Source organism: Gammaproteobacteria bacterium (assembly GCA_041395445.1).
GTDB lineage: Bacteria > Pseudomonadota > Gammaproteobacteria > Xanthomonadales > Marinicellaceae > NORP309.
In genome coordinates this window covers 53,453-79,092 of sequence record JAWLAO010000003.1, presented here as the reverse complement: position 1 = coordinate 79,092, position 25,640 = coordinate 53,453, and the positions used below count along the sequence as shown (strand labels likewise).

The following is a 25,640-nucleotide window of genomic DNA, read 5'->3' as shown; positions in this document are numbered from 1 at the left end:
GGAAAAAATGATTAAGCGGTTGATTTTTCTTACTATATTTGCTGTTTTTAGTATTTTTGCAGAAGCTGAAGAAAAAATATCTTTTGATGAGTTGCAATATTTTGATAAAGCAACTCTCAAAGAACAAGCGATTTTGGGCGTTCGTATGACAGTTGCATCAACGGAGATAACAACAGCCAATCTGGCAACTCAAACATGTTACAAAGCCTTAAGTTCTTTTGATACTAATGGAAGTTTGGTCGGATATGATTTGAATCGAATGGGTAGTTCGTCTTTTTATAAATACGAAAACAATAAACTTGTCGATTGGGGTTGGGTTGAAAAAAGTTCAAAAAAAGAAACTTCATTTGCTCAGGAGCTGAGCGAAGATCAATCTGAGTTTGAAAAACAACTAGCCACAACTCAAGAGTCTCTCGATAAAAAACTGAATAGCAAAATTGATTTCAAAGAGTCCCATGTTCGCTATTTTTCCGACCCCTGTTTGGGCGCAGAAGGAGCGTATGAAATCAAGTTCGATAATTCAACCGCCTTACCAACAACCGCCAAGGCAAATCTTGTTTCGGGAGAAAACTCTGTAGAAAACCTCTATTTTTATTTCGAGTATGTGGTTTATAAATAAAACTTCTAATACTGAACGTGTAAAAATAGCTATTTTAAGATAAACTGCTTTTTTCGCAATTAAGGTCAGAACAATGTTACAAAGCGTCATTGCTCAAACAGGGGAAAACCCGAAATTCGTAGTTATTTGGTTGCATGGGCTAGGAGCTGATGGAAATGATTTTGCACCGGTTGTGCCACAATTTAAAATCCCCGGTTTTGATATCAAATTTATTTTTCCTCATGCCCCCAAGATTCCGGTCACTATCAATGGCGGAATGGTTATGCGTGCCTGGTATGATATTAAAATGATGGATATTGGCAAACAACCTGACAAACAAGGGATTCTCGCCTCTGAAAAACTAATTTATGAACTTATTGACCAACAAATTAATGATGGCTTTAAACAGGAACAAATCATACTGGCCGGGTTTTCTCAAGGCGGAGCCATGAGTTTACAAATCGGAACGAACTACCCGCAAAAATTAGCCGGAATTATTGCCTTGTCCTGCTATTTGCCAATACCTGAATCATTGGACAAAAAAAATAGCGCAAACATAAATACACCTATTTTTATGGCTCACGGAAGTTTTGATCCGGTTGTTCCGTTCGTATTAGGACAATCCTCAAGAAACACTCTCCAAAATGCCGGTTATACGATTGATTGGCACGAATATCCGATACAACATGGTGCATCAATGGATGAAATTATGGATATTAAAACTTGGATTGAGAAAAAGATTATTCCAAAGTCATGAGCGATGTTTATGATTTACCTCGATTGGAAAAATTACTAAAAGCCCAAAACATCAACAAAAAAATAAATTTCTATACATCCACTGAATCAACCAACCTGCTTGCAAATCAGACAAACTCAGATGAAATTTTTCTAGCTGATCACCAAACCAACGGTCGGGGTCGTCGTGGTAAAACCTGGATAACACCTAGTGGACAATCCATTGCATTAAGCGTGAGCCATCGGTTTCAAGTTCCTCTTGCGGAACTTGCCGGGTTGAACATTGCAGTTGCAGTGGCTGTTATCAACACCTTCAATCATTTTGGTATCGAGGGCTTCTTTTTAAAATGGCCTAACGATATTTACGGTGATACCGGTAAAGTTGGTGGAATCCTAATTGAAGCCAGCGGGAATCAAACAAACAGCCGAGCCATTGTCGGTATCGGTTTAAACTGGAGTGTCGATCAATCGTTGCAACAAGATATTTCCCAAAAATATATGAACATTCCAACGAATAATTTAGACAAAACAAACTTTGTTGCACAATTAATTATCCAGCTGGAAAAAACTTTTGAGGAATTTAACAACTATAGACTGAGCCGTCTCATGTCTGTTTGGAATCAGTATGACAAATTCAGGAATCAACTGGTTCAAATCATTCAAGGAGACAGTCATACCCTAGCAAAATATCTCAATATCACCTCCAAAGGAGAGCTTCTGGTAAAAATAGGCAACGAAACTAAAACCATTTCAGCCGGAGAAGTAAGCATGAGAAAGGTTGACTAATTTATAAAATCGGTTAACATCTCGACATCAATGAGGCTTTATCCAAATCATGTTTTTCATTCGAGTTTTGTTTTTACTCACAGTATTATCAAATATTGGCATCTTTCTTTATGCCCGACAAAACACGCCTAAAAAACCAGTCTTTAAAGCAACGGATAACGGAGTGCAAAAACTTGTACTGTTAAACGAAATAGACACCCAATCAACGATTTGGGAAAGCGAGAAAGAAAAGCAATCTCAAAACGAAACTGTTGAAAAACCTTTTTCCCAAGAGTGTTTTTCACTCGGACCATTTCCGGCACAATCTCAAACACTGCCGGTATTAGACTCTCTAAAAAGTAGCGTGCTAAAAATTAGAACCCGAAAAATTGTTTCCTCACAAGAAGCCGGTGTATGGGTTTATCTTCCACCTGCAAGCACTCGTGAACTCGCACTGGAAAATGTCCGAAAACTTTCAGATTACAGCATTTCTGATTTCTATTTAGTGACCGGTGGAAATGATGAAAACGCCATTTCCTTAGGGCTTTATCGAGAACAGCAGAATGCCGATGCCCGTATCCAAGAACTACAAAGATATGGCTTTAACGCCCAAAAACAAACACGAATTGAACAATGGCCCGAGTTTTGGCTTGATTTTACAGTTGTTGCTGATCAAGTGAGTGTTCTGCCAACTCCTGCCGAACTCAATATCGAGGCCGAATTAAACCGCGTGGAATGCAACTGGTAATTGCATTATTCAAAACCTGTTTTTTCACTATAAAATTTCAAAAACCTGTTGAATTTAATTTTGCTTTTATCTATACTGCATCCCCTCAAATGCCGGCATAGCTCAGATGGTAGAGCAACTGACTTGTAATCAGTAGGTCCGCAGTTCGACTCCGCGTGCCGGCACCATCTACCTGTTTCAGGGTGTTTCAAGATGGTTCTCAGACCCTTATAAATCAACAAATACAAGCATTTCACTGTTTCATGTTTTTTTATTAGCCGTTTGCTTTACTAGCCATTTTATCAAACTAGAAATATTAAAGAACATCGTCATGCTGAATTTATTTCAGCATCTCCTCAATATTCCTTGTTTTAACCTGGAACTCGTTGAAAGTCTCCTCTTGAGAGGAGATACAAGGGTGTGTTTAGGTTGTTTAAATCAGCCACCTCTGCTTTCTAAGTTAGTGTTGGTTTTGCGGTTTGGCTATGATTGTAGTGTTTGGCAAGATGCCCGTTCTCATAGAGTGTGTCGTGTGGCGTTTTTTTCTTTTAATTCTACATTTGTTTTGTAGATTTCTTTAAATGCTGTTTTGAATTCATCTCTATGAATGAAGTCCTTAAATATTGGCCAATCCGTATATGAAGATTTGTGAATGATTTTTTCATTGTCGCCAATTATTTTCATTGATTCTGAGGCTAATTCAAACTCTTCTAGAAGGACATAACTTCCTAGTTTCAGAATCTCTCCACAAGCAGACCAATCTCTAGATTTTATTATTTCATTGCACTTATCAGAATCCCCTAGCCACTTATAAGTCTGTGCTCGATTTAAAAGGATTCTTAATTCAGTATCTTGATTCGAGTAATTCTTGATATACTTATCTTCAAACTCAAACATGATTTCTGCAAGCTTATATTGTTTGTTTTGGATAAGTTCGAAGGTTATATTCATAAATGACTCATCAGCCTTCTCTAGCTGGTCTGGTTGTAAGTTTCTCCTAAGAACCTGATTCAGTTTTAAACTTATTTCAAACAAACAGTCAAACGCTTTTTCAAAGTAATTTTGGCTTACTGGCAAACTATCTCCAGCCTTTAAATCTTTAGACAGATCAACTTTATGCTCTTTGCAAACATTTAAGTATTGAGTTGAAACTTTACCATCATTATGAACAAATATGTTTCTCCTTTGTATAAGTTCTACAAAGCCTTTCCAAGCAGGTAAATCACTTCTAAGTTTAAGACTCAGTTTTCTTTCAAACCAACTAAATTGTTCAGAATGGCTATCTCGAAGAACTGATTCAATTTCTTTTTCGACTATATACTCTTGAGCATTTTCAATCGTATCAAAGGCTCTTAAGTCAGAATATGTCAATTTTCTTTCTGATGCGTCAATAATATGTGGCTTTATATCAAAGACACACCGCATCAAGTCACCTATATATGTATGTAATGGTCAAGTTTTTCCGGACACATTTTTAGGCTGCTTTTTTAATTCGTTATATTTTTTGTTTGGTGTTGTGTATCCAATTGCTGAGTTCAGCCTTTTGTAGTTGTAAAAGTAGATATAACTCTCAACTTCAGCAATCACTGCTTCATGATTAATAAAGCTTAATGTGTTCAACCTTCTGTTTTCAGATTTCTAAAAAAACGTTCCATAACTGCATTGTCCCAACAATTACCTCTGCGGCTCATACTTCTGATTATTTTGAGTTGGTCGCAATACACATCAAACATGTTTGATGTGTATTGCGTGCCTTGATCTGAATGAACCAGCAAGTTGCTGGTCATTGGTCGCTTACGATTGATGGCATTTTTCAATGCCAAGGTGGCAAGCTGTGCATCTGGTGTCTTTGACAGTGCCCAGCCTACAATTTCTTTGGCACCCAAATCAAGTACGGCAGCCAGGTAACTCCAGCATTGGTGGTTTCGTATATAAGTGATGTCTGTGACCCAATGAGTGTTGGCCTGTGGCTGATTAAACTGTCGATTTAAGACGTTTCCAACTTTTGTATTACTGATGCCACCATCAGGGTATTGGTGCTTTTTCTTAGGCCTGATTGCTACAATGTTTCCCTCTTTCATGAGACTGGCTGCTTTGTATTTGCCAATATTGAATCCTTCATTGTTTAGTTGCTTTTTCATTCTGCGTTTGCCGTAACTGTGATTGGTTTCAATAGCCGTTTGTTTGATGATACGAAGCATTTGTTGCTTTTTCGCAGATATGGGCTTTTCTTTGACTTGGTCGTAATACGTACTGGTTGGAACGCTAAACACTTCTCGCAAAGTTCTTTGGTCTGATATTTTGGGTGCGCCATCTTTATTTTTTTAATCATTTGACTTAATCCTTTCGAACAAAGATGGCTGCGGCCTTTTTTAGTATTTCATTGTCTCTTTTGGCACGCCATAATTCTTTTCAGCCTTTGGATTTCTTGTTGCTCAGCTGTCATTGCTTGAGTTCCTTGGGGTGTTTTTCCGTGAATTTCATCAATATATTGCTTTTTCCAGCGACTGACCGCTGTTTGACCTGCACCTGATATATCCATGACTTGCTTGTAGGTATAACCTTCTTCAACCATCAATTTGGCATAATCACGACGCTGCTCAACCGTAAATGATAATCTTTGTTTCTTTGACATTATCTAACCTTTGTTTTCAGTATTATATAGGCTAAAAATGTGTCCGAGTTTATTAGACCACTACAGTATCAAACTGGCTTACCAATGAAACAATGAAGTTCCTTGCTAATATTTTCTCTGCAAGGTGAGAATTAGTGGTTGCTTTTTTAAGCTTAAAGTTCTTCCTGGAGTTTTCCGGTTTTATTAGGTAGTGTTCTTCCAATTCAACAAACTCACAATTATCTTTTAGGAACCTACTATGATCATCAATTGTTTTCTTTTTTTGAATTTGTAGAATTCCCATGATTAAAGGGAAGGTGCTTCTCAAACTTTCTATGTTATTTAAAAAAGAGTCAATAGACTTGTCGAATGGGTTAGGGTTCTCTTTGATATTCTTTTCGTCTGTCATAGGTTATTGTTATAATATGTCACACAACATCTCAATACATGCAATCGTTTATATAAAGAATTTGAAAACGCATACATTACAATTTATTAAAGAATATACGCCCAGCTCCCCTAACCTGGCTTTTGAAATAAATTTTGAAAGCGTGGTTGGGGTTTGTATTTATTCTAGTATAAGATTGGGAAAAACGCTATATAAAAGATGGTGGTTTTTATACGAAAGAGATAGTTCGATTTCTTGGAGTTCGTACAATTCGCTCAGTATGACGAGGGCTCTTTTTAAAACCCCTTATACACCGCCGAGGAACGGAGAAAATTTTGATGAATGCGAAACAAGTGTCTGAGCGTAGCGAGTTTTTGTTGAGCATCAAATTTTGCGAGTACCGAGGGAAACCGCAGGTCGGTGTATCGGGGCGCCCTTTTTTACTCATATCTTCCATGATATTCGCCCTACGGGTTTGCATGAAAATTCATTCCAAATGAATTTTTGGTTACTTTGTTGGGTGGCAACAAAGTAACTTGAAAACACACCTCTGTATCTCCTCTCAAGAGGAGAATTTTTCGAGTATTAAATAAAAACAATGAAGATTTAGGAGATACTAAAATTAATTCAAAATGACGATGTTTTTTAATGATGAGATACTTCGGTCATGCTTAGTATGGTCTTTTGTTAATTTCTTTGTGAGTCTGTTTTAACAATAGTTAATTTTTGTTTTTATAAATTTGTGATAAAGTAATCGTCGGTTTATTTTTTGGAAAAAGCGATGCGTTGGAAAGGTCAGAGACAAAGTAGCAATGTAGAAGACAGAAGAGGCGGCGGAATGGTTCGTGCCGGTGGCAAGATGAGCGTTTTAACGATTGTGGTTGTTATCGTCATTTCTGTAATCACCGGAAAGAATCCTTTGGCTTTATTGCAAATGGTTGGTGGTTCTCAACAACAGAGCGCTTCAACGTCAAGCGGCCCTGTTCAGCAATCGGCGGCGGAAAAAGAGCTTTATGACTTTGCATCAACCATTCTGGCATCGACTGAAGATGCCTGGAACTCAGAATTCCAAAGAAGAAATGCTAAATATCAAACTCCATCAATGGTTATTTTTAATGGGAATGTTCAGTCTGCTTGCGGGGTTAATTCGGAAAGAACCGGGCCCTTTTATTGTCCGGGAGATCATAAACTTTATTTGGCTCTCAGTTTTTTCCAACAGTTGAGACGCATGGGTGCTCCGGGTGATTTTGCTCAGGCTTATGTGATTGCTCATGAGGTGGGACATCATATTCAAAACATCACCGGAACGGAACGAAAAATGCGCCAGATGCAGCAACAAGACCCCAGAAATGCCAATCAATATCTGGTTAAACTGGAATTACAAGCTGATTGTTATGCTGGTGTTTGGGCGGCTCTTTCTCACAATCAAAAACGCTGGTTGGAAGAGGGTGATGTTGAAGAAGGCTTGCAAGCAGCAGCTTCGATTGGTGACGATACCTTGCAGAAAAATGCCGGACAAAGAGTGAATGTTGAGTCCTTCACACATGGCTCTTCGGCTCAACGAGTTCATTGGTTGAAAAAAGGCATGCAAACCGGCGACATTGGTCAATGCGACACCTTTGCTAGTCTTTAGTCGAGGCTTTTTCCTTAAAGATGGCGATTCCTAGATAGGCAAACGCCATTGCCAGAATTGGGTTGAGATAATTTAACAACGCATACGGCGCATAGTCCATAGTTGCTACTTCCAGTGTTTTTGCATAAAAAATACTGGTTGTACTCCAAGGAATTAAAGCCGTTGTTAAGGTAGAACCTTCCTCAACCGATCGAGATAACACTGAAGTTTTGATGTTTTTCGCTTGATAGGCTTTTTTATAGAGTTGGCTGTTTAAAATTATCACAATGTAGGTTTCGCCCATTGACAAATTTCCTACAAATCCGGTTGCGATGGTTGCAGAGATTAAACTTCCGGTTCGTTTGATGGTTTTTATGATTCCTTTTAACAAAACCGTTAAGAACCCGGCTCCATGTAATATTCCACCCATGGCGATCGCCATGATTGATAATAAAAGCGTCCACGCCATCGAATAAAGACCGCCTCTGCCAATCAAGTCATTAATCATTTCTGATTCCGTGTTTCCTTTGGTGTTTTCCCATAAAGCATTGGTGACTTCAACAACGTCTTTTTGTTGATAGAGTATGGCAATAATTGTAGCGACTATTATACTGGCAGTCATTGTCACTTCCGGAGCAAAACGCTTGATGCTCATAACAAACAAAATCAGCAAAGGCAAAAATGTCACAAACGGATTTAATTTAAAGTTAGCTGCCAGAACATCCTGAGTTTGTTTGATTTGTTCAAAAGAGGTCGCTTGATCGGAGTTATAGCCCATGTAGGCAAAAATGACGAAAACCAAAATAAATGTTGGTATTGTAGTGTACAACATAGAGTGAATATGATCATATAAGTCGGTATCGCTGCTCATAGCTGCCAGATTGGTAGTATCAGAAACCGGCGATAACTTGTCTCCAAAAGTCGCTCCGGAAATAATCATCCCGGCAACCAAGGGCAACGGTATATTCAATACCGAGCCAATACCAATAAACACCACACCCAATGTTCCAACGGTTCCCCATGATGTTCCTGTTGCCAGAGACATCAAGCAAGATAAAATCAACCCAACCGGCAAAAACCACTGAGCAGTAATCCAATCCAGACCATAATAAATCAAAGCAACAACAGTACCGCTTTTCATAAATGAAGCAATCACCATTCCAATCAGTAAAAACACATAGATTGCTGAAAGTGACCGAGAAATGCTTTCTTTCATCATGCGGCGAATGTCGCCAAAACTATATCCCAGCATTCTGGCATTTAACGCTGCCCAAATCAGCACAAAATAGAGGACGATATGCAAAGATATTTGCATCTTGAAGAAGCCAACCGAAATCATCACCACAAGCATGGTGAAAACGAGAACGGCATGAGGTAAAGAGCTTTGTTTTGCTTGCATTTGACTGTTTTTTCGCAATAGCATAAATTAAAACCCGTGTTCTTTCCAGCTTTATAAACCACGAAATGAACTTACTTTTATTTGTCACTAAATGTTTTTTCACTAAAAAGCTGCTCTAAATACCTCTTTGTTTCAATTTTTTACTTTTCAATCAACTTTTTTCTATAAATTTGATTTATCATTTGCATATTAGAACCTGCTTAAATACTCAAAAAACTTTTTAGGCTTGACAACATAGGATGTCAGGGAGAATTATTATGAAACACAGCACTCGTCTTTTTTTATCCTTTTTGGTCTTCACCTCTTTTGCTGCGAGCAGTCAAAATGAGGGTGTTCTCAATGAATTAAAACACTTTCCGAAAACTCTGGAGTACAACGCGGTTTTTTCTGAAAAACAGAACTTTTCAAACCAGAAAAATCACAAAGTAATCGTCAAATATTTTTCAAAGAATAGAGAAGAAAGCAGTTATTCTGAGTCATTCAAAAAAGTTTCGATTCAAGACAACAAGGCAAAACTCTCTTTGGGGTTGGGGAAAAGAGATAAAACCTCTAGGTTTGATTCTTTACAGGCTTTTTTTGCAAACAACCCCACTGTTGAAATGCAGATTGTTGTTGATGGCAAAGCATTATATCCTAAAGTTGGGATTTTACCTGCCGGTCATTCTCAGGAGTCTTCGGCACTTTTACAAGGCAAAAAGTCTGGTGATGATGGCTCTCACTGGAAAGGATATAAACGCCGCTCTACCATTTCCTCTTTTCAAGCAGTAACACTTTCTTCTGAAATCTATACAAACTCCTTTAATGTGGTTTCCAACTCTTTCGAAATTGAAGTGCTTGGGCCTAAACTTAGTGCTCCTCTTAGCAGCCTTTCTACTTCTGTTGTTATTCCTTTTAATGAGGTTCAAGAAACTAACAGACCTCGCCATGAGAACCTATATGACGAACACGGACGAAGGTTCGGAACTATTGGATCCAAACAAAATGATAAATTAGCAATTCAGTCCCGACAGCAGGCTCAGTTAGGAGGGTTAAGAACTCCTGCTCCTTCCGGTGGTTTTGAGGGGATGCCTCGAATTGATGGTGTTTTACCACCAGATACAGAAGCTGCTGTTGGTCCAAATCATATTGTACAAATGGTCAATTCTCAAATGCAAATTTTTGATAAAGTCGGAAATAGTTTGGCTGGTCCGGGACCAATTAATGATTTATGGAACGGTTTTGGTGGTCGTTGTGAGTCCGATAATGATGGTGACCCTATTGCTCTTTATGATGAACAAGCTGATCGGTGGGTTTTAACTCAATTTGCTGTTTCCGGAGCACCTGAGTCTGTTTGTTTTGCCGTTTCTACTTCTGCCGACCCTTTGGGTACTTACAATTTATATCAAGTAGTTACACAAGACTTTCCCGACTACTACAAGCTAGGTGTATGGCCTGCTGCCAGTAATAATGCCTATTTTATGGGAACAAACTCAGGACAACAAAACCGGTATGATGTCTATGCCATAGATCGAGAAAACATGCTCCTGGGAAACCCTGCTCGACCTGCACAGTTTTTTCAAAACTTTCAAAACTTACTTATACCCGCAGATAATGATGGGGAGCTTCCTCCTCCTGATGATGAGCCTGGTTATTTTTATACTATTCGAGATTCTGGTGATTCATATTTTAATCCTTCTCCCGCCAATGATAGTATTGATATTTATTCGTTTAATGTTGACTGGAACACCCCTGCTAACTCAACCTTTACTCTACAAGCCATCACAACAAATGAGGGATTAGAGCCTTTTAACTGGACCGTTTGTGGTTTTTTTGAAGGCAATTGCTTGGAACAACCTACCTCTGCTACCTTGATCGATAGTAATTCGTGGTGGCCGCAACAAAGGTTTCAGTATCGTAATTTTGGAATTTACGGCTCTTTGGTTGGTGTTTGGGGTGTAAATGCTGTTGCTGTTCCCGGTGGTCATACAGCACCAAGATGGTTTGAATTCAGAAAATATACTGCTGATTTGCAGTGGACTCTTAGGCAACAGGGCACTTATGCCCCTGATACAACACACCGCTTTTCTCCGAGTATCTCAATGGATGAGTCTCAAAACATTGGTATAGGGTATTCTACAACATCTAGTGTTGTTTTTCCTTCTATGAAATATTCTGTGCATGATAACGACTTAGATGACTTAGGCGTGTTAGAAGCAGAACAAACTATGAGGGCTGGCGGAGGTTCTCAAACAAACACCTCGGGGCGTTGGGGTGATTATGCTTCAATGGATGTTGACCCTGCCGATAATTGTACTTTTTGGTTTACTACAGAGTATATTAATGCCAATACTAATGCTGACTGAAGAACCTATATTGGGTCTTTCATGGTTCCTGGCTGTAAAGAACATAACATTCTTCTTTTTGATGATTACACTACAGAACACGATATTAATGTTTGTAAGGCAGATAATACAACCAATTATGACTTGGCCTTAAGCTATGATTTTAATACTCCAACAACCATGTCTGTTGCAGGTTGTCCAACTGGTGCGAGTTGTGGCTTTTCAGCAAACCCTATTGCTTTTCCTAACACAACCACACTGCAATTCACAAATTTAAATTCTGCTTCTTCAGGAGCCCATCCATTAACTGTTACAGCAACTGATGGTGGAAGCAAGGTAGATACTGAAAGCTTAACTCTCAAATTATTTGATACTCCTGTCTCAGCTCCTTCATTATTATCTCCTGCAAATGATAGTTATGCTCCCTCACTGGCACCAAGTGTCTCTTGGTCTTCATTAGTCAACGCCCAAAGCTACACAGTTGAAATCGATGATGACCCAGCCTTTGGAAGCATTGACTTCACAGCCAATGTTGATGGTTTAACCAGTGCCACATCTGGCACTCTGGCTCTCGAGTCTTGTTATTACTGGAGAGTATCTCCATCAAACCTATGTGGCAATGGTCCAGCCTCTTCAACATTTAGGTTTTATACACCTGGAACTCAAACAACGGCTGTTTTTTCTAGTGTTGATGTTCCAAAAAGCATTCCTTTATCTCCACCTCCTTCTTATAATTTATCAGAACTTACTATTGCCGGCGTTGGATATATTAACGATGTGAATGTAATTGACCTTAATATTTCACACACATATGTTGGCGCTGTAAGCGTCCAGTTGATTTCTCCCCAAGGTACGACAGTAACAGTAATGAGTCAGCCTGACAACAACTCCGCTTGCGGGAATTTAAACAATATTGACATTAGTCTTGATGATGAGGGCTCTGCTGCTGCTTGGCCATGTAACCCCACAGGGAACGGAGGAACCTATCAACCATCAAACCCCTTAAGTGCGTTTGATGGAGAAAATGCGGATGGAACCTGGACATTGGTCGTAAGAGATCCGTACGATGGTGCTGGTAGCGGCTCTTTAAACGGATGGGGGCTTGAGTTTGAAAACTTTGTAAATACAGGAAATCATTGTCCGCCAGGGTTTACTGTTGGTGGTAATGTTACAGGATTAGTTGGTAGCGGATTGGTTCTTCAAAACAATGGAGGAGATGATTTAGCGATTGCAGCAGATGGGTCATTCACTTTCTCAACTTACCTTGATGATTTAGACCCTTTTTCAGTAACTGTATTAACTCAACCAGGTTCCCCAAATCAAACGTGCTCTGTGACAAACGGGTCAGGCAGTATCTCCGGTAATAATGTAACTAACGTTACTGTTACTTGTGTGACAGACCCTGATATTTCTTTTTCTGGCACTAATTTAAGCCAGGATGTTTGCGTCAACCCAGGACCAACAGCCATCACCCCTGTAACATTAACAACAACCGCTGTTGGTGGCTATAGCAACACAGTCAATCTGGCTTTCAACCCTGTATTGCCAACAGGAATCACTGGTGGTTTTAGTCTTAACAATTTTGTACCGGCAGCAGCTCCCGGAACAGACTCTATTCTAAATCTTAGTGTTGACAATACAGCTTCTGCAGGTTTAAACACGATTACCGTTGAAGCATCCGGCACAGGCGCAGTTACAAAATCTGTTGATGTAAGCTTGAATGTGATTTTTCCAATATCTACTCCGACTCTTTCTTCTCCAACGGAAGGCAGTACAGGTGTTGCAATCAACACTTCTTTTTCTTGGACAGCTGTATCAGGAGCCAGCAGTTATGACATTGATATTGCAACTGATCCCGCATTCTCAAATATCGTTTCTTCGGCTAATGTTGGTACAAACAGCTACACGCCTGGTGCTTCATTATCAGACAGTACTGTTTATTACTGGAGGGTAAGAGCAAATGACTCTTGTGGTTCAACAGATTATGCTATGGCTGCGTTTGAAACAGTTGGAGGAGCAGGGGTTGCTACTGATACATTTTGTTCTGCTGCCAACTTGAACCTAACTATTCCTGATAACGACCCGAACGGTGTTGATAATATTTTAAATATTGCCACAACAGGAACCATAACTGATATCAATATTAGCGTAGATATCTCTCACACTTGGGTTGGTGATCTTATTGTTGGTGTAACCAGTCCTGCAAACACCTCTGTTGATGTTATCGATAGACCTGGCTATGCAGGCTCCGGAAATGGGTGTAGTAGAGACAATATTGACACAGTTCTTGATGACGAAGCTGTTAACCCTGTGGAAAGCGAGTGTGTAAATAACCCACCAAATCCTGCTATTGGAGCCGGCCCATTTTCACCAAACAACCCATTATCTGCTTTTGATTCCGAAGCCCTTAACGGAAACTGGACAATGAACGTTTCGGATAACGACAATATCATTCAAGGTACATTGAATCAATGGTGTGTTATTGCTACCTATGATACAGGGGCTACTCTTCTTCCTGCAGATTATGGTGATTTAGCCAGCTCTTACGGAGTTGCAAAACATGAAGGTGGTGGAACAGCTCGTTTAGGTTCAAACTGGACAGCGGATAACACCTTTGCTCAGGATGGAGATGATGCTGATGATGACGGAATTACTGCTAGTGGCAACTGGGAAGTTGGTAGTCTCACCGCAAATATAAATATTAACTCTAATGCTGCCGGATATGTTGCTTGTTGGTTTGACTGGAACAATGATGGAACTTTTGCTGCCGGTGAAAAATCTGTTGCTCAAAGTATTGCTTCCGGAGGTGTTGATATTAATGTTTCCATTCCTGGCTCTTCGACTTTTGGCCAAAATGGTGATGATTTTCTCGAAACTCGTTGCCGTTTTTATAATTCAGAGCCTGTTTTAGCCACTGAAAGCCCTATTGGTACTGCCACTTCCGGCGAAGTTGAAGACTACCGTTTCGGTGCCAATCAACTCACACCGATAACTTTATCCTTTACCAAGGCTTTATCTTTGGCTTCAGGTACATCTGTAGAGTTTTCAACAACTACTGAAACAGGGGTTGTTGGTTTTAACATATATGGTTTGGTAAACAACAGTTGGAAAAAATTGAATAACTCTGTTGTTGGTGCGAAAGGTATAAACTCGCTCAAACCACATAGTTATAACGTTTCCTCAACCATGAAAGGTGTTGAACAATACCAAATTGAAGAGCTAAAAACGGATGGAACAAAAGCGAAATACGGACCCTATCTGGTTAATCAAACTTATGGCAAAGTTCCTCAAGTCACACCGATTGATTGGGTTCAAATTTCTAACGATTCCAACACTTTGCAACAAAGTAGACAAACTTTGATAGCTCAGTCTTTTGATTTTATTAAATTAAAGGTTCGTTCTGAAGGACTACAAAGGGTTACCTATGAAGACCTGCTTTCTGCCGGTGTTGACTGGAATGGTGTGGCTGCTAGTGATATCGCTGTTTCTTTTGAGAATAAAGCGGTTGCACGTAAAGCTTCTGATAGCACTTTTGCTCCCGGTTCATACATTGACTTTATCGGAAAGCCTGCTGATTCATTATATACCGATGAAAACGTGTATCTTTTGAAATTGGACTCTTCTCTTGCCAAAGCTCCTGTGAATAACACCTCACAAGTTACTGTTGATCCGGATGCGTATTACATGTCTGAGGCTTCTGTAACTGAAGATTTGAAGTACTCTTTCGCATCCCCTGCTAACAGCCCTTGGTATAACACTTCAATGCTTGTTTATCAAACAACCGGCAATTGGAGTTTTCCATTGGCTTTACCTAATCTTCTGAATAACGGTGTTGATGCTGAACTCGAATACTCAGCATGGGGCGGAACGGCTTGGGATAGTTTTAATCCGGATCATCATTTACAGGTTTCTATCAACGGCAATACTGTTTCAGACCTTTATGCAGATGGCGTTAAGGTTTTGGGTGATAGTGTAATTCTGTCTCATTCTCAGATTCAGGGAGCTAGTTCTTTGAACTTTATCATGCCTGCTGATACCGGAGCTGATTATGATCTTGTGTTGCTTGATTATTTCAGATTGAAATATCCTTCAGAAATTGTCGCAGTCAATGATGGTTTGGCTTTTGTTCCGGTCGTTACCAATGGAGTTTCTGCTGATATCATTTTCCAAAATGGTTTTGAGGTTGGACAATCACTTGGATTTGTTGCCAAAGGCTTCAGTGTTGATGACCTTTTTGCTTATTCGACGAATGGCTCTGAGTTGTATGAGTTCCCTAATGCAGGGATTACTTTCGACAATGGCAGTTATAATCTTTCGCTTCCTTTTATTGAAAACAACAAATACTATGTGGGTAGCAACTCGAATGTCTCTGCTCCTGAAATTGAACTTGGTACAGCCTCTTCTATTGACCTATCTCAACAATACGACTACTTGGTTATCTCGCATCCAGACTTTATAGCCGGGCTTGCACCTTTAATTAGTTATCATCAAAATAACGGTTTGAGTGTTCTGGTCGTTAATGTTGAAGATGTATATGCTCTTTATTCAAACTTCCGTAAAGATGCTCGTGGCATTCAATCATTTATTAAAGATACTTATAACAGCTCCAATATTAGTGCTGTTATGCTTGTGGGTTCAGATAGCTATGATTATAAAGACAACCTTGGGCTTGGTTCAATCAGCTTTATTCCGACCATGTATTATCAAACAGACAGTCTGATTTCTTATGCTCCTGTTGACTCACTGTTTGCTGATGTTGATTCTGACTTAATTCCGGATTTGGCAATTGGCAGGCTTCCTGTGAGAACTGTTTCTGAGTTGCAAAACATGATTAACAAGATGTTTAGCTATAATTCGAGAGCATATACCAATACAGCTATTTTCGCTAGTGATAGAGACTCCTCCTTTGAGCAACACTCTAATGCAATGCTCTCTTCTCTTCCTGGTAGTTGGTCATCAACCTCTGCTTATATCGGAGATATTGAATTAACTGATGCTCAACAAGCATTGTTTAATAATATCAACTCCGGTGTTTCCATTACAAATTACTTTGGTCACTCCGGCCCTAGTACATGGTCGTTTGAACATTTGTTTGATAATGACGATGTTTTGGCATTAAATAATGCCGGCAAACCGACTTTGGTGAATCAGTTTGGTTGTTGGAATAATTACTTTGTTCTTCCGACCTTTAATACCATGTCTCATTCGTTCATGAGTTTGGAGAATAAAGGTGCGGTTGCTGTGCTTGGTTCCAGCACATTAGCAGAGAGTAGTCATGAGGCAATTTTTGGAAACTTATTGCTGCCTTATATGACCACATCGGGATTCACCGTTGGTGAGTCTATCTTATATTCCAAACAAACAATGGCAGCCAACTATCCGGATTATTACGATATTTTATTGGGCTGGACTTTGTTGGGAGACCCAATGATGAAAATCAGTAATTAACTAAAAGGACTGTTGCTAATCAAAAAGCCGGCGATGTTTTATCTGTCGGCTTTTTTGTGAGTAAAAACAAACCCAAAAACATTATCAACCCGTTTATCAACAAAAGCTCAAAACCAAAGCTATAACCAAAAAATAATTCTTTTGAATATTTGTTCATAAAAAAGGTAATGACAGGAGCAAGTATTGCTAGTATCGGAACATAATTGTTGTTTATTTGTTTCTTGCTTAAGATACCAAAAGCGAACAACCCCAACAACGGACCATAAGTATAACCGGCTAATGTGAACAGCCCTGTTATTGCTGAACTTTCCAAAAAATATCTAAAAACCAGTATTATCAAAAATAATAATGTTGAAAAGCCGAGGTGAATTAACATTCTGGTTGTTTTTGAAGTATTTTCGTTGTTTAAAATATCTAAACAATAAGAGGTTGTCAAAGAGGTTAAAGCTGAGTCTGCACTCGAATAGGCAGCTGCCAGTAATCCCACTAAAAAAATAATCCCGAAATAAGCCGGCATCGAATTAAACGCCAGAAAAGGAAAAACTTTATCTGTTTGTTCCGGGAGTTCTATTCCGCTTTGATTCGCATAAAGATATAACAAGGCTCCTAAAAATAGAAACAAGATATTGACGAATACTAATATTACATAAAACAGCTTAATGTTTTTTTGAGACTCTTTAAGAGTTTTGCAACTGATGTTTTTTTGCATCATGTCTTGATCCAGCCCCGTCATTACAATTGCAATCAAAGCGCCTGCTAAAACTTGTTTAATAAAGTTGTTTTTATCTTGCCAACCATTCTCAAAGAAAAAAGTTTTCGACAAATCACTGTTTTTGACAACAGAAAACATATCGAGCAAACTTTGATTCATTCCTGATGTAATGGTAAAAATTGCAACAACAACAGCCAAAATCATAAAGAAAGTTTGCAAAGTGTCTGTCCAAACAATGGTTTTAATTCCTGCTTTTGCTGTGTAAAGCCAGATTAACACCAAGCTGATTAATACCGTTTGCCAAAATGAAATGCCAAAATGGACTAAAATAAAATCCTGTAAAACCATAGCCATCAAATACAGACGAAAGGATGCTCCAATCAATCTGGAAAGAATAAAGAATGCCGAGCCGGTTATTTGTGTTTGCCGACCAAATCTTTGCTGAAGATAACCATAAATTGAAATTAGGTTTTTTCGATAATACAAAGGCAAAAGCACATAAGCAATGACGGCATAACCAATTCCGTAACCAATCACCATTTGCAAATATGAAAACTGCGTGGTTTTTACAATCCCCGGAATCGAAATAAACGTCACCCCGGATAAAGTCGCACCAATCATTCCAAAAGCAACAACCGGCCATGGAGATTGTCTTGAACCATTAAAAAAATCTAGGTTCGTTGAGTTTTTTGACGTTATTTTCGCAATTAAAAATAATAACGCTGAATAAGCTGCTACAACCAACAATAATATTGATGGTGAAATTTGAACACCCATAATTTTATCTATTCCAGAAAAGATTCTATTTCAGAAAAAACCTGTTCAGATTTATCCATGTGAAGATGATGATTGCCTTCAATAAAAACCACCTTGCTTGCTGACAACTTCTCTATGCGTTGCTGAGCCGTTGGATAACTTAATGCATAAGTGAATGGTTTGGCAAGAATTAACAGAGTATCCGGCTTCGGTGAGCTGAGAATATCTTGTACTATTTCTTCTGAAAAACGAAACAAACTTCTAAGTCTCAGACGTTTATCCGTTCTCCAATGATAACCTTCGGAGGTTTTTTTAAGTCCTCTTTCGACCATCGGTTTAAGGTATTTTGCCTCCATCGGAGTTACCTTCAATCTTGCTTGTAGTGCTGAATCAATGTTTTTATGAAAGCTGGTATGCTCTTCACTATGAGCTTGCCATTGCAATAATGCCTCTCTTAAGTTGCTTGCAGCCTCGCCTTTTCCATAAGATGGTACCGGTCCAACATTTTCAATCATTATGTTTTTATCAATTTTTTCCGGAAATGCGGCGCTATACATCACTGACATTGCTGCTCCCATTGAATGCCCCAGCAATATTGGTTTTTTCCAGTTCAGTTGAGTTAAAACATCCTGAATATCCAGCACATAATCTATAAAGTGAGCATAGTGTCCCTGCGCTCTGTAATCTGAATGACCATGTCCGGCAAAATCCACGGCAACAACTTCATAGCCTTTTTCAGCAAGCAAAGGTGCTAAGTGATAGAACGAGGCGGCATTATCCAACCAACCATGCAACGCCAGTATTTTTTTTGGATTTCCTTCTCCCCAGCTCAGCGCTGCTTTATTACCATATCGACATTTTATTGATAACTCTTTCATGTCAGCAACCACAATATTAAAGCTCCGAGTATGATTCTGTACCACATAAAGTAAGACATTTTAATTTTCTCTATCAGCTTCAAAAATAGCTTAATCGAAATCAATGAGGAGATAAAACTGAGAACTAAAATGATTATAAATCCTGTTGGGTTATACTCTTCCGGATTTTGATAGACTTTTAGTGTCCCATAAGCAGTTGTCATCAACAGTGCCGGAATCGCCAACAGAAAAGAAAACTTTGCTGCCTGTGTTTTGCTATAACCTTGTAACATCGCTGTTGTCATTGTCACTCCTGACCTTGACGCTCCCGGAATCAGGGCTAAAACCTGTCCAATACCAATTAAAAAAGCGTTTTTTGTTGTTATTTCATTGTTTGATTTTGCCAGTTTTTCACTTAAAAACAAAATTACACCAAAAACAATACTGGAAATAGCGATGATTGTTGGTGACCTTAAGTTTTCCTCTATATATCCGGCAGCGAGCACTCCGACTAATGCCAAAGGAATGGTTGCTATAACAAGCTGAATGAATAATTTGTTTTTTTGTCCGGTTAAAAGCTCTAAAATTTCTTTTTTAAAATACCACATGACTGCCAGCAGAGAACCTCCATGTGCGGCAATATCCATCATTAGACCTTGATCTTTCCAATCCATAATTGCAGGAACCAAAATCAAGTGTGCTGAGGAAGAGACCGGCAAATATTCAGTTATGCCCTGAACAATTGCTAAAACCAACCATTGTATAAGTTCTTCTGTTTGCATTTTTAACTATTTTCCAGAATGTATTGTTCAATCCAGCTTGTCATTTTCCAGCTGTTGATAAACCCACAATGGCCTCCGTGTTTTGAGGTGACTAATTTTACATTTTCCTGCTTGTCTAAAATGTTGAAATCCTCAAATGGAATCACCGGGTCATCCCAGGATGTTATGACATCACAAGGTATTGATATTTTTTTTAGTATTTCTTTTGTAATGCTATATCCCTGAAAATACTCGTCTGTTGTTTCATATTCTGAGTGTTCCACTATGAGTTTTTTCGTCAGCTCATTGAGTGAGTTGATTTTATTAAAGCCCTCTTCTTCAAATAAATCAGGGAACAGTTCTCTTTTCTTAATTAATGATCGTTTCCATTTTTTCATAAAATAACGTGAATAGATTTTACTGGCTTCTATCGCTATCATGCTCTTTTTGGGGTCGATTGGTGGTGAAATTGCAAAAACTTTATTGAGTTTTATTTGTTTTTCGTAAACATTTGCTGCCACTCGTAAGGAAAAGTTTCCGCCTAGTGAAAAACCACACAAAAAATAGTTTTTATAATTATACTTTTCGGTAACAGCTTTAACCGCATCTAATACCTCCTCCAATCGGCAAGAATGGAAGATCTGCTTGTTCAGGTGATGACTTTCTCCATGGTCTCTTAGATTCAACCTAAAGACAGAGGCATTTTTTTTTGTCAATAAGGTGTTTGCCAAAAGCTGTATGTATGTTGAATTTGATGAGCCTTCCCATCCATGGATTAGAATATACAAACTTTCCGCTTTTTCTTTTTGATTATAAAAACCGAGAAGCTTAGCATCGGGAGTTTCAATGACTTCTTTTTTTGTATTTGCAAAAGAGGTCTTGTTTTTAAGACGAAGCAAGCGAACCTTTGAACTTGCCAGTATGGTTTGGATGTGTTTGTTTTTTGGTTTGATTCCGGGATTACAGATAATCATTTTCTGTTAGAACCTTTGAAACCTGTTGTTCTGAAAGCATTGCTATCTGTTTTGCAGTTTTGTCTTTTGTGTTGATAACATCACAAAAGGTCAGTTCAACTTTACTAGTCGGTAAACTCAAAATTCTTAGAACATTCTTTAAGAAGTTTTCGTTTTCAACAAACGCTATTTTCTTATTTCTTTTTCCATCTTTATTTATAAATTTGATTGCTATGGCTTGCATTGGTGTTTCGGTTTCAATCGCTGCTTGCATGAGTTGGCGATGAAAACGACCGAGGTACTCTCCGTTGGTTGCTGTTCCTTCGGGAAAAACCGCAATGGAGCGGCCTTGTTTTAATCGTCCTTTTATGGTTTCAAGTACAACTTTTCGAGAGTCGTGTTTTCCTCGATTGATAAAAACTGTTTCTCCCGAGCGAACCGCCCAGCCTAAAAGCGGCCATTTTGAAATTTCATACTTGGCAACGAATCCAGCCAGTTTATAACTGTGAATAACAGGAATATCGAGCCAACTCACATGATTGGCAACTAAAAAAACCGGGTTTTCTTGAATGTTGCCTCTGGTTTCCAGTTTTAATCCACAGACAAAACATAAAAGTTTTGACCAATTGTTCAATACTTTTTTTTGTAATTTTCTTTGGTTTGTTTTTTGTAAGACACTTAACGATAAAACCACAAAAGGGAATATTCCAAACGCTGAAAGAATAAGAGCAATAAACCGAAGTAAAAACCGAATAAATAACATTTTACTTTCTGTCAATCACCATTACTGTTAATCTTGATGTTGAAACCTGTTTTAACTCTGAGTTAAAAATATCACTTTGCCAAACCTGTGTTGTTCCTCCAACATGAACTGCTGTACCTTTTGCAAACAGAGCTCCTTGAGTCACTGATTTTAAATGGTTAATATTTAACTCCAAACCAACAGATGCTTTCGTTTTAGGGTTGATGCACAACCAACCGGCAATACTGGCAACTGTTTCTGCTAATGCAGCAGTTGCTCCACCATGAACAATACCGAAAGGCTGTTTATGTTGTTCTTTTACCGGCATTTCTGCCAATAACCAGTTCTTTCCTCTACCGACTATTTTTATTTCAAGAACCTCTCCTAATCCTGATGCTCTATATTGATTGAGACTCGCCAGAGGTGGCTCTTGATACCAGATTTTTTTCATGTTTATTGATACTTTTTGTTGTTATATTTAATCCAGCCACCGGGCCGTTTTTGATTAAGGTCTCTGTGAGTCCAATGAATCACACCGCCTTTTTCATTCCACTCATAAACCCCCTTTATTTCCAAGATACTTCCTTTCTCGATTGGGACTCTCGGAGCAATATCAATATTATGCGCTATTAACAATGAATGCATTCCGGATTTTACAAGAAATCTCTGGTGTCTGCTGCCATCGTTATCATCTGACAATGTTTTTATTACTTCCGCCGAAATTGTAACATCTTGTCCGGATTTACGAGATTTAAATAGTTGTTCAATAATACCATTGTTAGTCTTTTGAGAGTTTTTTCCTGTATCAACGTAGTTGTTGTACAAAAAAAGAAAAACAATAGCAACTATTGCCGGCACTATTTGAGTGGCAAGTTTGTTCCTTTTACTTTTCAATGTTTATTCTTTCCAGCTAGAAATTCCGCCTGCAAGATTATTAACATTGGTAAATCCTTGTTTTCGATAATACTCACAAGCACCCATACTGCTGTTTCCCACATTACAAACAAACACCAAAGGTGTGGTTTTATCCAATTGCTCTATTTCCTGCATTGCTAATTTATCCAATCGCTTTGAACCAGGAATGGCTTTCTGAGCAAATTCAGCTTCAGTACGAACATCATAAATATGATTAAACGTGCCGTCTTTTAAGCCTTTTGCGAATTCTTGTTGAGAAAGTTGGTTCACTGCTTTGGGTTCATTAGGGTTTTTTATGACTAAACCTGAACCTTGTAGGTCTTCAACCCAGTCAATTTCAATCCCATTAGCACGTTTTGCTGTCCCGATATCCATATAGATTTTTATTTCCCCTATTTCTGAAAATAATTCATATCCCTTTGGTTGCTCAATTGAAAAACGGGTATTGTAATTTCCATCTATTGAAAGCATTAATACATTCGAGCCAATGTTTTCTATTCCTTGTAATATATTCTCTTTAGCTTTTTCAGAAATCGTTATCTTTGCAGGTGTTCTTTCCGGTTGTGGTAATCCTAGTAAAGATTGCAACTCCCCGGTATTATACATTTCAGTAACAATGTCATTTCCTCCAACAAGCTCTCCATTAATGTATAACTGAGGAATTGTTGGCCAGTTTCCGTATTCTTTGATTCCTTCTCTGACTTCCATATCTTCCAAAACATTAAATGTAGCAAAATCAGAGCCTAGCAACTCTTGTACAATTTTTACCGTATTACTTGAAAAGCCGCATTGTGGTTGTTTGGGGTTTCCCTTCATAAACAACATGCATTTGTTGCTATTAACCAAACTCTCTATTCTTTGTCTTAGTTGTTCATTCATAATTACACATCCAGATTGGTAACATATAAAGCGTTTTGTTCGATAAATTCTCTGCGAGGTTCAACAACATCACCCATCAAGGTTGAGAAGATTTCATCTGCCCCAACAGCGTCTTCTATGGTAACCTGGAGCAAACGGCGTGTTTCCGGATCCATTGTGGTTTCCCATAGTTGTTCAGGATTCATTTCACCCAAACCTTTAAATCTGCTAATCGTCAATCCTTTTTTGGCAATTGCAAATAATTGATTGATTCCATCTTCTAAGTTATTGAATTCAAATGTTTTTTCATTTTTTAAGAAATAAGAATCGGTTGTGATTAAATCAAGTGTTTGTTGCGTTAAATCAGCAATCGCTTTGTAATCCGATGATTCAAAGAAGGAATACTTCAATGTCGTGGTATTAACCAATCCATTGGCATTTTCGATAAACTCTATAGCATCAGATTCTTTTGAAAGATCGACGCTCCAGCTCACACCGGCTTTTACTTCTTTGTTCAACAACTGTTGTGCTTTTTCACACCAAGATTTTAATTCCTGTTTATTTGATAGTTTTTCAGAACCAATCACATCCGTATTCAGCAACAATCTCATTACTTGTTTATCATGAATGATTGATAGTCTTTTTGTGATACTTTTAACATCCAAATGTTGTTTTATTAACTGTTCTAGTCCTAGACCTGTCAATGGCGGAGTGTTTTTTTGATAATGAAGACTGGTGTTTTCAATGGCACGAGCCAGTAAATAATTATTTAATTCTTCATCATCTTTAATATAGTTTTCCTGTTTGCCGTATTTAACCTTATAAAGAGGTGGTTGACCAATGTAAATATGACCTCTTTCAATTAACTCAGGTGTTTGTCTGTAGAAAAAAGTCAACAATAATGTTCTGATATGTGAACCGTCCACATCAGCATCGGTCATAATAATAATTTTATGATAGCGCAATTTATCCGCATCAAAATCTTCTTTACCTATTCCACATCCCAAAGCAGTAATCAAAGTCCCTACTTCTGCGGATTGAAGCATTTTATCGAAACGGGCTTTTTCCACATTGAGAATTTTTCCCTTTAGCGGAAGAATTGCCTGAGATTTTCTATTACGACCTTGTTTAGCAGATCCACCCGCAGAATCACCCTCTACCAGAAATATTTCAGATAATGATGGATCTTTCTCCTGACAATCAGCCAATTTACCAGGAAGTCCAGCAATATCAAGAGCTCCTTTGCGACGCGTCATTTCCCTGGCTTTTCTAGCTGCTTCTCTGGCCCTACTTGCCTCTATGACTTTTTCAGTCACTATTTTTGCTTCAATAGGGTTTTCCAGGAAAAAATCTGCCAGTTTTTCACCCACACAACTTTCAACAATAGATTTCACTTCTGATGAAACCAATTTGTCTTTCGTTTGTGATGAAAATTTCGGATCAGGGGTTTTTACCGAAACAACAGCTATCAACCCTTCTCTACAGTCATCTCCTGACGCTGTAACACCTTTTTTAGAGTTGCCAGCCAGATAATTATTAATTGTTCGAGTTAAAGCTCCTCGGAATCCTGCTAGATGTGTTCCCCCATCTTTCTGAGGAATATTATTGGTAAAACAATAAACATTTTCTTGGTAAGAGTCTGTCCATTGCATTGAAACTTCTACTGTAGTTCCTGCATCATCTCCACCATCAAAATGGATAACTGATTGATGAAGGGGTTTCTTACGACGTCCTAAGTGTTGTACAAACGAGGAAATACCACCTTCGTACTCAAATTTATCATTTCTATCATCCCTTTCATCACTCAAACATATTTTTACACCTGAATTTAGAAACGATAACTCTCTTAATCTTTTTGCCAGAATATCATAGTGAAACTCAATATCAGAGAAAATTTCCGCTGATGGATAAAATTGCAAAGTCGTTCCACTTTCATTTGTCTCTCCAATTTCCGCAAGCGGTGCTAAAGGTTCACCCATTTTATATTCCTGGTAATATAACTTTCCATCTCTCTTAATTCTAAGAATTAACTTAATAGAAAGCGCATTTACAACAGACACACCTACACCATGTAAACCACCGGAAACCTTGTATGAATTATCATCAAACTTACCACCGGCGTGCAGAACTGTCATAATAACTTGAGCAGCAGAAACTCCTTCTTCTTTATGAATATCAACCGGAATTCCACGACCATTATCAGAAACACTGACCGAACCATCTTTATGGATCACAACCTGAATATCATCACAATGACCAGCCAATGCCTCATCAATGGCATTATCTACAACCTCAAACACCATGTGATGTAAACCGGTTCCATCATCCGTATCACCAATATACATTCCCGGTCTTTTACGAACCGCATCAAGCCCTTTTAAGACTTTAATATTGGAAGAATTATAGTTATCTGACATATAAATTTTCTCTTAAAATATCAACGGGGAATTATAACAGATTAATATCATCTCTAAAAGAC

The 25,640-nt window shown here is 38.4% G+C and carries 19 protein-coding genes, 1 tRNA gene and 1 pseudogene; 8 read left to right on the top strand and 13 right to left on the bottom strand.

Annotated elements, in window-relative coordinates; translation table 11 throughout:
• The first annotated feature begins 7 nt into the window (after positions 1-7).
• The 5 genes from R3F25_05955 (at position 8) to R3F25_05935 (ending at position 3,013) form a co-directional block, all read left to right on the top strand.
• Positions 8-619 (top strand): hypothetical protein, encoded by a 612-nt coding sequence (locus R3F25_05955; GenBank protein MEZ5496357.1) that lies wholly within the window; start codon positions 8-10, stop codon positions 617-619.
• Between the two features lie 73 nt (positions 620-692).
• On the top strand, positions 693-1,355 hold the full coding sequence (locus R3F25_05950) for a dienelactone hydrolase family protein (protein ID MEZ5496356.1): 663 nt from the start codon (positions 693-695) through the stop codon (positions 1,353-1,355).
• Positions 1,352-2,119, top strand: coding sequence for a biotin--[acetyl-CoA-carboxylase] ligase (locus tag R3F25_05945; protein MEZ5496355.1), 768 nt, complete (start codon positions 1,352-1,354; stop codon positions 2,117-2,119). Before R3F25_05950 ends, R3F25_05945 begins: the two co-directional genes overlap by 4 nt.
• A 49-nt stretch (positions 2,120-2,168) precedes the next feature.
• Positions 2,169-2,846 carry a hypothetical protein gene (locus R3F25_05940; protein ID MEZ5496354.1) on the top strand — a complete coding sequence of 226 codons (678 nt, stop codon included), beginning with the start codon at positions 2,169-2,171 and terminating at the stop codon, positions 2,844-2,846.
• A 91-nt stretch (positions 2,847-2,937) separates the two neighbouring features.
• Positions 2,938-3,013: transfer RNA gene (locus R3F25_05935), tRNA-Thr, on the top strand.
• A gap of 328 nt (positions 3,014-3,341) precedes the next feature.
• Here the strand turns inward: R3F25_05935 and R3F25_05930 are convergent.
• The 3 genes and pseudogenes from R3F25_05930 to R3F25_05920 all read right to left on the bottom strand — a co-directional run bounded on the left by R3F25_05930 (position 3,342) and on the right by R3F25_05920 (position 5,848).
• Entirely contained in the window at positions 3,342-4,196 is an 855-nt protein-coding gene (locus tag R3F25_05930; protein ID MEZ5496353.1) for a hypothetical protein, read from the bottom strand.
• An 81-nt stretch (positions 4,197-4,277) separates the two neighbouring features.
• Positions 4,278-5,460 (bottom strand): annotated as a pseudogene (locus tag R3F25_05925) (IS3 family transposase).
• 52 nt (positions 5,461-5,512) lie between these two features.
• Entirely contained in the window at positions 5,513-5,848 is a 336-nt protein-coding gene (locus R3F25_05920) for a hypothetical protein (GenBank protein ID MEZ5496352.1), read from the bottom strand.
• Positions 5,849-6,608: 760 nt separating this feature from the next.
• On the opposite strand from R3F25_05920, the gene R3F25_05915 reads away from it, so the two are divergent.
• Entirely contained in the window at positions 6,609-7,460 is an 852-nt protein-coding gene (locus R3F25_05915) for a neutral zinc metallopeptidase (protein MEZ5496351.1), read from the top strand.
• Here the strand turns inward: R3F25_05915 and nhaC are convergent.
• Positions 7,450-8,838, bottom strand: coding sequence for a Na+/H+ antiporter NhaC (nhaC, locus tag R3F25_05910; protein ID MEZ5496350.1), 1,389 nt, complete (start codon positions 8,836-8,838; stop codon positions 7,450-7,452). The two genes, R3F25_05915 and nhaC, sit on opposite strands and share 11 nt — an antisense overlap.
• 257 nt (positions 8,839-9,095) lie before the next feature.
• Between nhaC and R3F25_05905 the strand changes: the two genes are divergently transcribed.
• Both R3F25_05905 and R3F25_05900 read left to right on the top strand, forming a co-directional pair.
• Positions 9,096-11,180, top strand: a complete 2,085-nt coding sequence (locus R3F25_05905; GenBank protein ID MEZ5496349.1) for a hypothetical protein — start codon at positions 9,096-9,098, stop codon at positions 11,178-11,180.
• A gap of 21 nt (positions 11,181-11,201) precedes the next feature.
• Entirely contained in the window at positions 11,202-16,607 is a 5,406-nt protein-coding gene (locus tag R3F25_05900) for a C25 family cysteine peptidase (protein MEZ5496348.1), read from the top strand.
• Positions 16,608-16,626: 19 nt separating this feature from the next.
• On the opposite strand, the gene R3F25_05895 is transcribed toward R3F25_05900, so the two are convergent.
• Genes R3F25_05895 through gyrB form a run of 9 tightly spaced genes read right to left on the bottom strand, consistent with a single transcriptional unit; the run spans position 16,627 to position 25,578 of the window.
• Positions 16,627-18,096, bottom strand: a complete 1,470-nt coding sequence (locus R3F25_05895; GenBank protein ID MEZ5496347.1) for a sodium:solute symporter — start codon at positions 18,094-18,096, stop codon at positions 16,627-16,629.
• A gap of 8 nt (positions 18,097-18,104) precedes the next feature.
• Positions 18,105-18,953: an alpha/beta hydrolase gene (locus R3F25_05890; GenBank protein ID MEZ5496346.1), complete on the bottom strand. Its 849-nt coding sequence runs from the start codon at positions 18,951-18,953 to the stop codon at positions 18,105-18,107.
• Positions 18,950-19,714 carry an undecaprenyl-diphosphate phosphatase gene (locus R3F25_05885; GenBank protein MEZ5496345.1) on the bottom strand — a complete coding sequence of 255 codons (765 nt, stop codon included), beginning with the start codon at positions 19,712-19,714 and terminating at the stop codon, positions 18,950-18,952. Before R3F25_05885 ends, R3F25_05890 begins: the two co-directional genes overlap by 4 nt.
• A gap of 2 nt (positions 19,715-19,716) precedes the next feature.
• Positions 19,717-20,667 (bottom strand): alpha/beta fold hydrolase, encoded by a 951-nt coding sequence (locus tag R3F25_05880; protein MEZ5496344.1) that lies wholly within the window; start codon positions 20,665-20,667, stop codon positions 19,717-19,719.
• A complete protein-coding gene (locus R3F25_05875) occupies positions 20,654-21,424 on the bottom strand; it encodes a lysophospholipid acyltransferase family protein (GenBank protein ID MEZ5496343.1) in 771 nt (256 codons plus the stop codon). Before R3F25_05875 ends, R3F25_05880 begins: the two co-directional genes overlap by 14 nt.
• Complete coding sequence (locus tag R3F25_05870) at positions 21,411-21,839, bottom strand: hotdog fold thioesterase (protein ID MEZ5496342.1); 429 nt, start codon at positions 21,837-21,839, stop codon at positions 21,411-21,413. Before R3F25_05870 ends, R3F25_05875 begins: the two co-directional genes overlap by 14 nt.
• Before the next feature lie 2 nt (positions 21,840-21,841).
• On the bottom strand, positions 21,842-22,282 hold the full coding sequence (locus R3F25_05865) for a DUF3465 domain-containing protein (GenBank protein MEZ5496341.1): 441 nt from the start codon (positions 22,280-22,282) through the stop codon (positions 21,842-21,844).
• Positions 22,283-22,285: 3 nt separating this feature from the next.
• Positions 22,286-23,182, bottom strand: a complete 897-nt coding sequence (gene grxD / locus R3F25_05860; protein ID MEZ5496340.1) for a Grx4 family monothiol glutaredoxin — start codon at positions 23,180-23,182, stop codon at positions 22,286-22,288.
• A 2-nt stretch (positions 23,183-23,184) separates the two neighbouring features.
• Entirely contained in the window at positions 23,185-25,578 is a 2,394-nt protein-coding gene (gyrB, locus tag R3F25_05855) for a DNA topoisomerase (ATP-hydrolyzing) subunit B (GenBank protein ID MEZ5496339.1), read from the bottom strand.
• Positions 25,579-25,640: the final 62 nt, after the last annotated feature.

What these genes read in the sequence shown, in the direction of transcription:
- R3F25_05955 (MEZ5496357.1), top strand. Translation starts at nt 8, where the DNA reads ATGATTAAGCGGTTGATTTTTCTTACTATATTTGCTGTTTTTAGTATT.
- R3F25_05950 (MEZ5496356.1), top strand. Translation starts at nt 693, where the DNA reads ATGTTACAAAGCGTCATTGCTCAAACAGGGGAAAACCCGAAATTCGTA.
- R3F25_05945 (MEZ5496355.1), top strand. Translation starts at nt 1,352, where the DNA reads ATGAGCGATGTTTATGATTTACCTCGATTGGAAAAATTACTAAAAGCC.
- R3F25_05940 (MEZ5496354.1), top strand. Translation starts at nt 2,169, where the DNA reads ATGTTTTTCATTCGAGTTTTGTTTTTACTCACAGTATTATCAAATATT.
- R3F25_05920 (MEZ5496352.1), bottom strand. Translation starts at nt 5,848, where the DNA reads ATGACAGACGAAAAGAATATCAAAGAGAACCCTAACCCATTCGACAAG.
- R3F25_05915 (MEZ5496351.1), top strand. Translation starts at nt 6,609, where the DNA reads ATGCGTTGGAAAGGTCAGAGACAAAGTAGCAATGTAGAAGACAGAAGA.
- nhaC (MEZ5496350.1), bottom strand. Translation starts at nt 8,838, where the DNA reads ATGCAAGCAAAACAAAGCTCTTTACCTCATGCCGTTCTCGTTTTCACC.
- R3F25_05905 (MEZ5496349.1), top strand. Translation starts at nt 9,096, where the DNA reads ATGAAACACAGCACTCGTCTTTTTTTATCCTTTTTGGTCTTCACCTCT.
- R3F25_05900 (MEZ5496348.1), top strand. Translation starts at nt 11,202, where the DNA reads ATGGTTCCTGGCTGTAAAGAACATAACATTCTTCTTTTTGATGATTAC.
- R3F25_05895 (MEZ5496347.1), bottom strand. Translation starts at nt 18,096, where the DNA reads ATGGGTGTTCAAATTTCACCATCAATATTATTGTTGGTTGTAGCAGCT.
- R3F25_05890 (MEZ5496346.1), bottom strand. Translation starts at nt 18,953, where the DNA reads ATGAAAGAGTTATCAATAAAATGTCGATATGGTAATAAAGCAGCGCTG.
- R3F25_05885 (MEZ5496345.1), bottom strand. Translation starts at nt 19,714, where the DNA reads ATGCAAACAGAAGAACTTATACAATGGTTGGTTTTAGCAATTGTTCAG.
- R3F25_05880 (MEZ5496344.1), bottom strand. Translation starts at nt 20,667, where the DNA reads ATGATTATCTGTAATCCCGGAATCAAACCAAAAAACAAACACATCCAA.
- R3F25_05870 (MEZ5496342.1), bottom strand. Translation starts at nt 21,839, where the DNA reads ATGAAAAAAATCTGGTATCAAGAGCCACCTCTGGCGAGTCTCAATCAA.
- grxD (MEZ5496340.1), bottom strand. Translation starts at nt 23,182, where the DNA reads ATGAATGAACAACTAAGACAAAGAATAGAGAGTTTGGTTAATAGCAAC.
- gyrB (MEZ5496339.1), bottom strand. Translation starts at nt 25,578, where the DNA reads ATGTCAGATAACTATAATTCTTCCAATATTAAAGTCTTAAAAGGGCTT.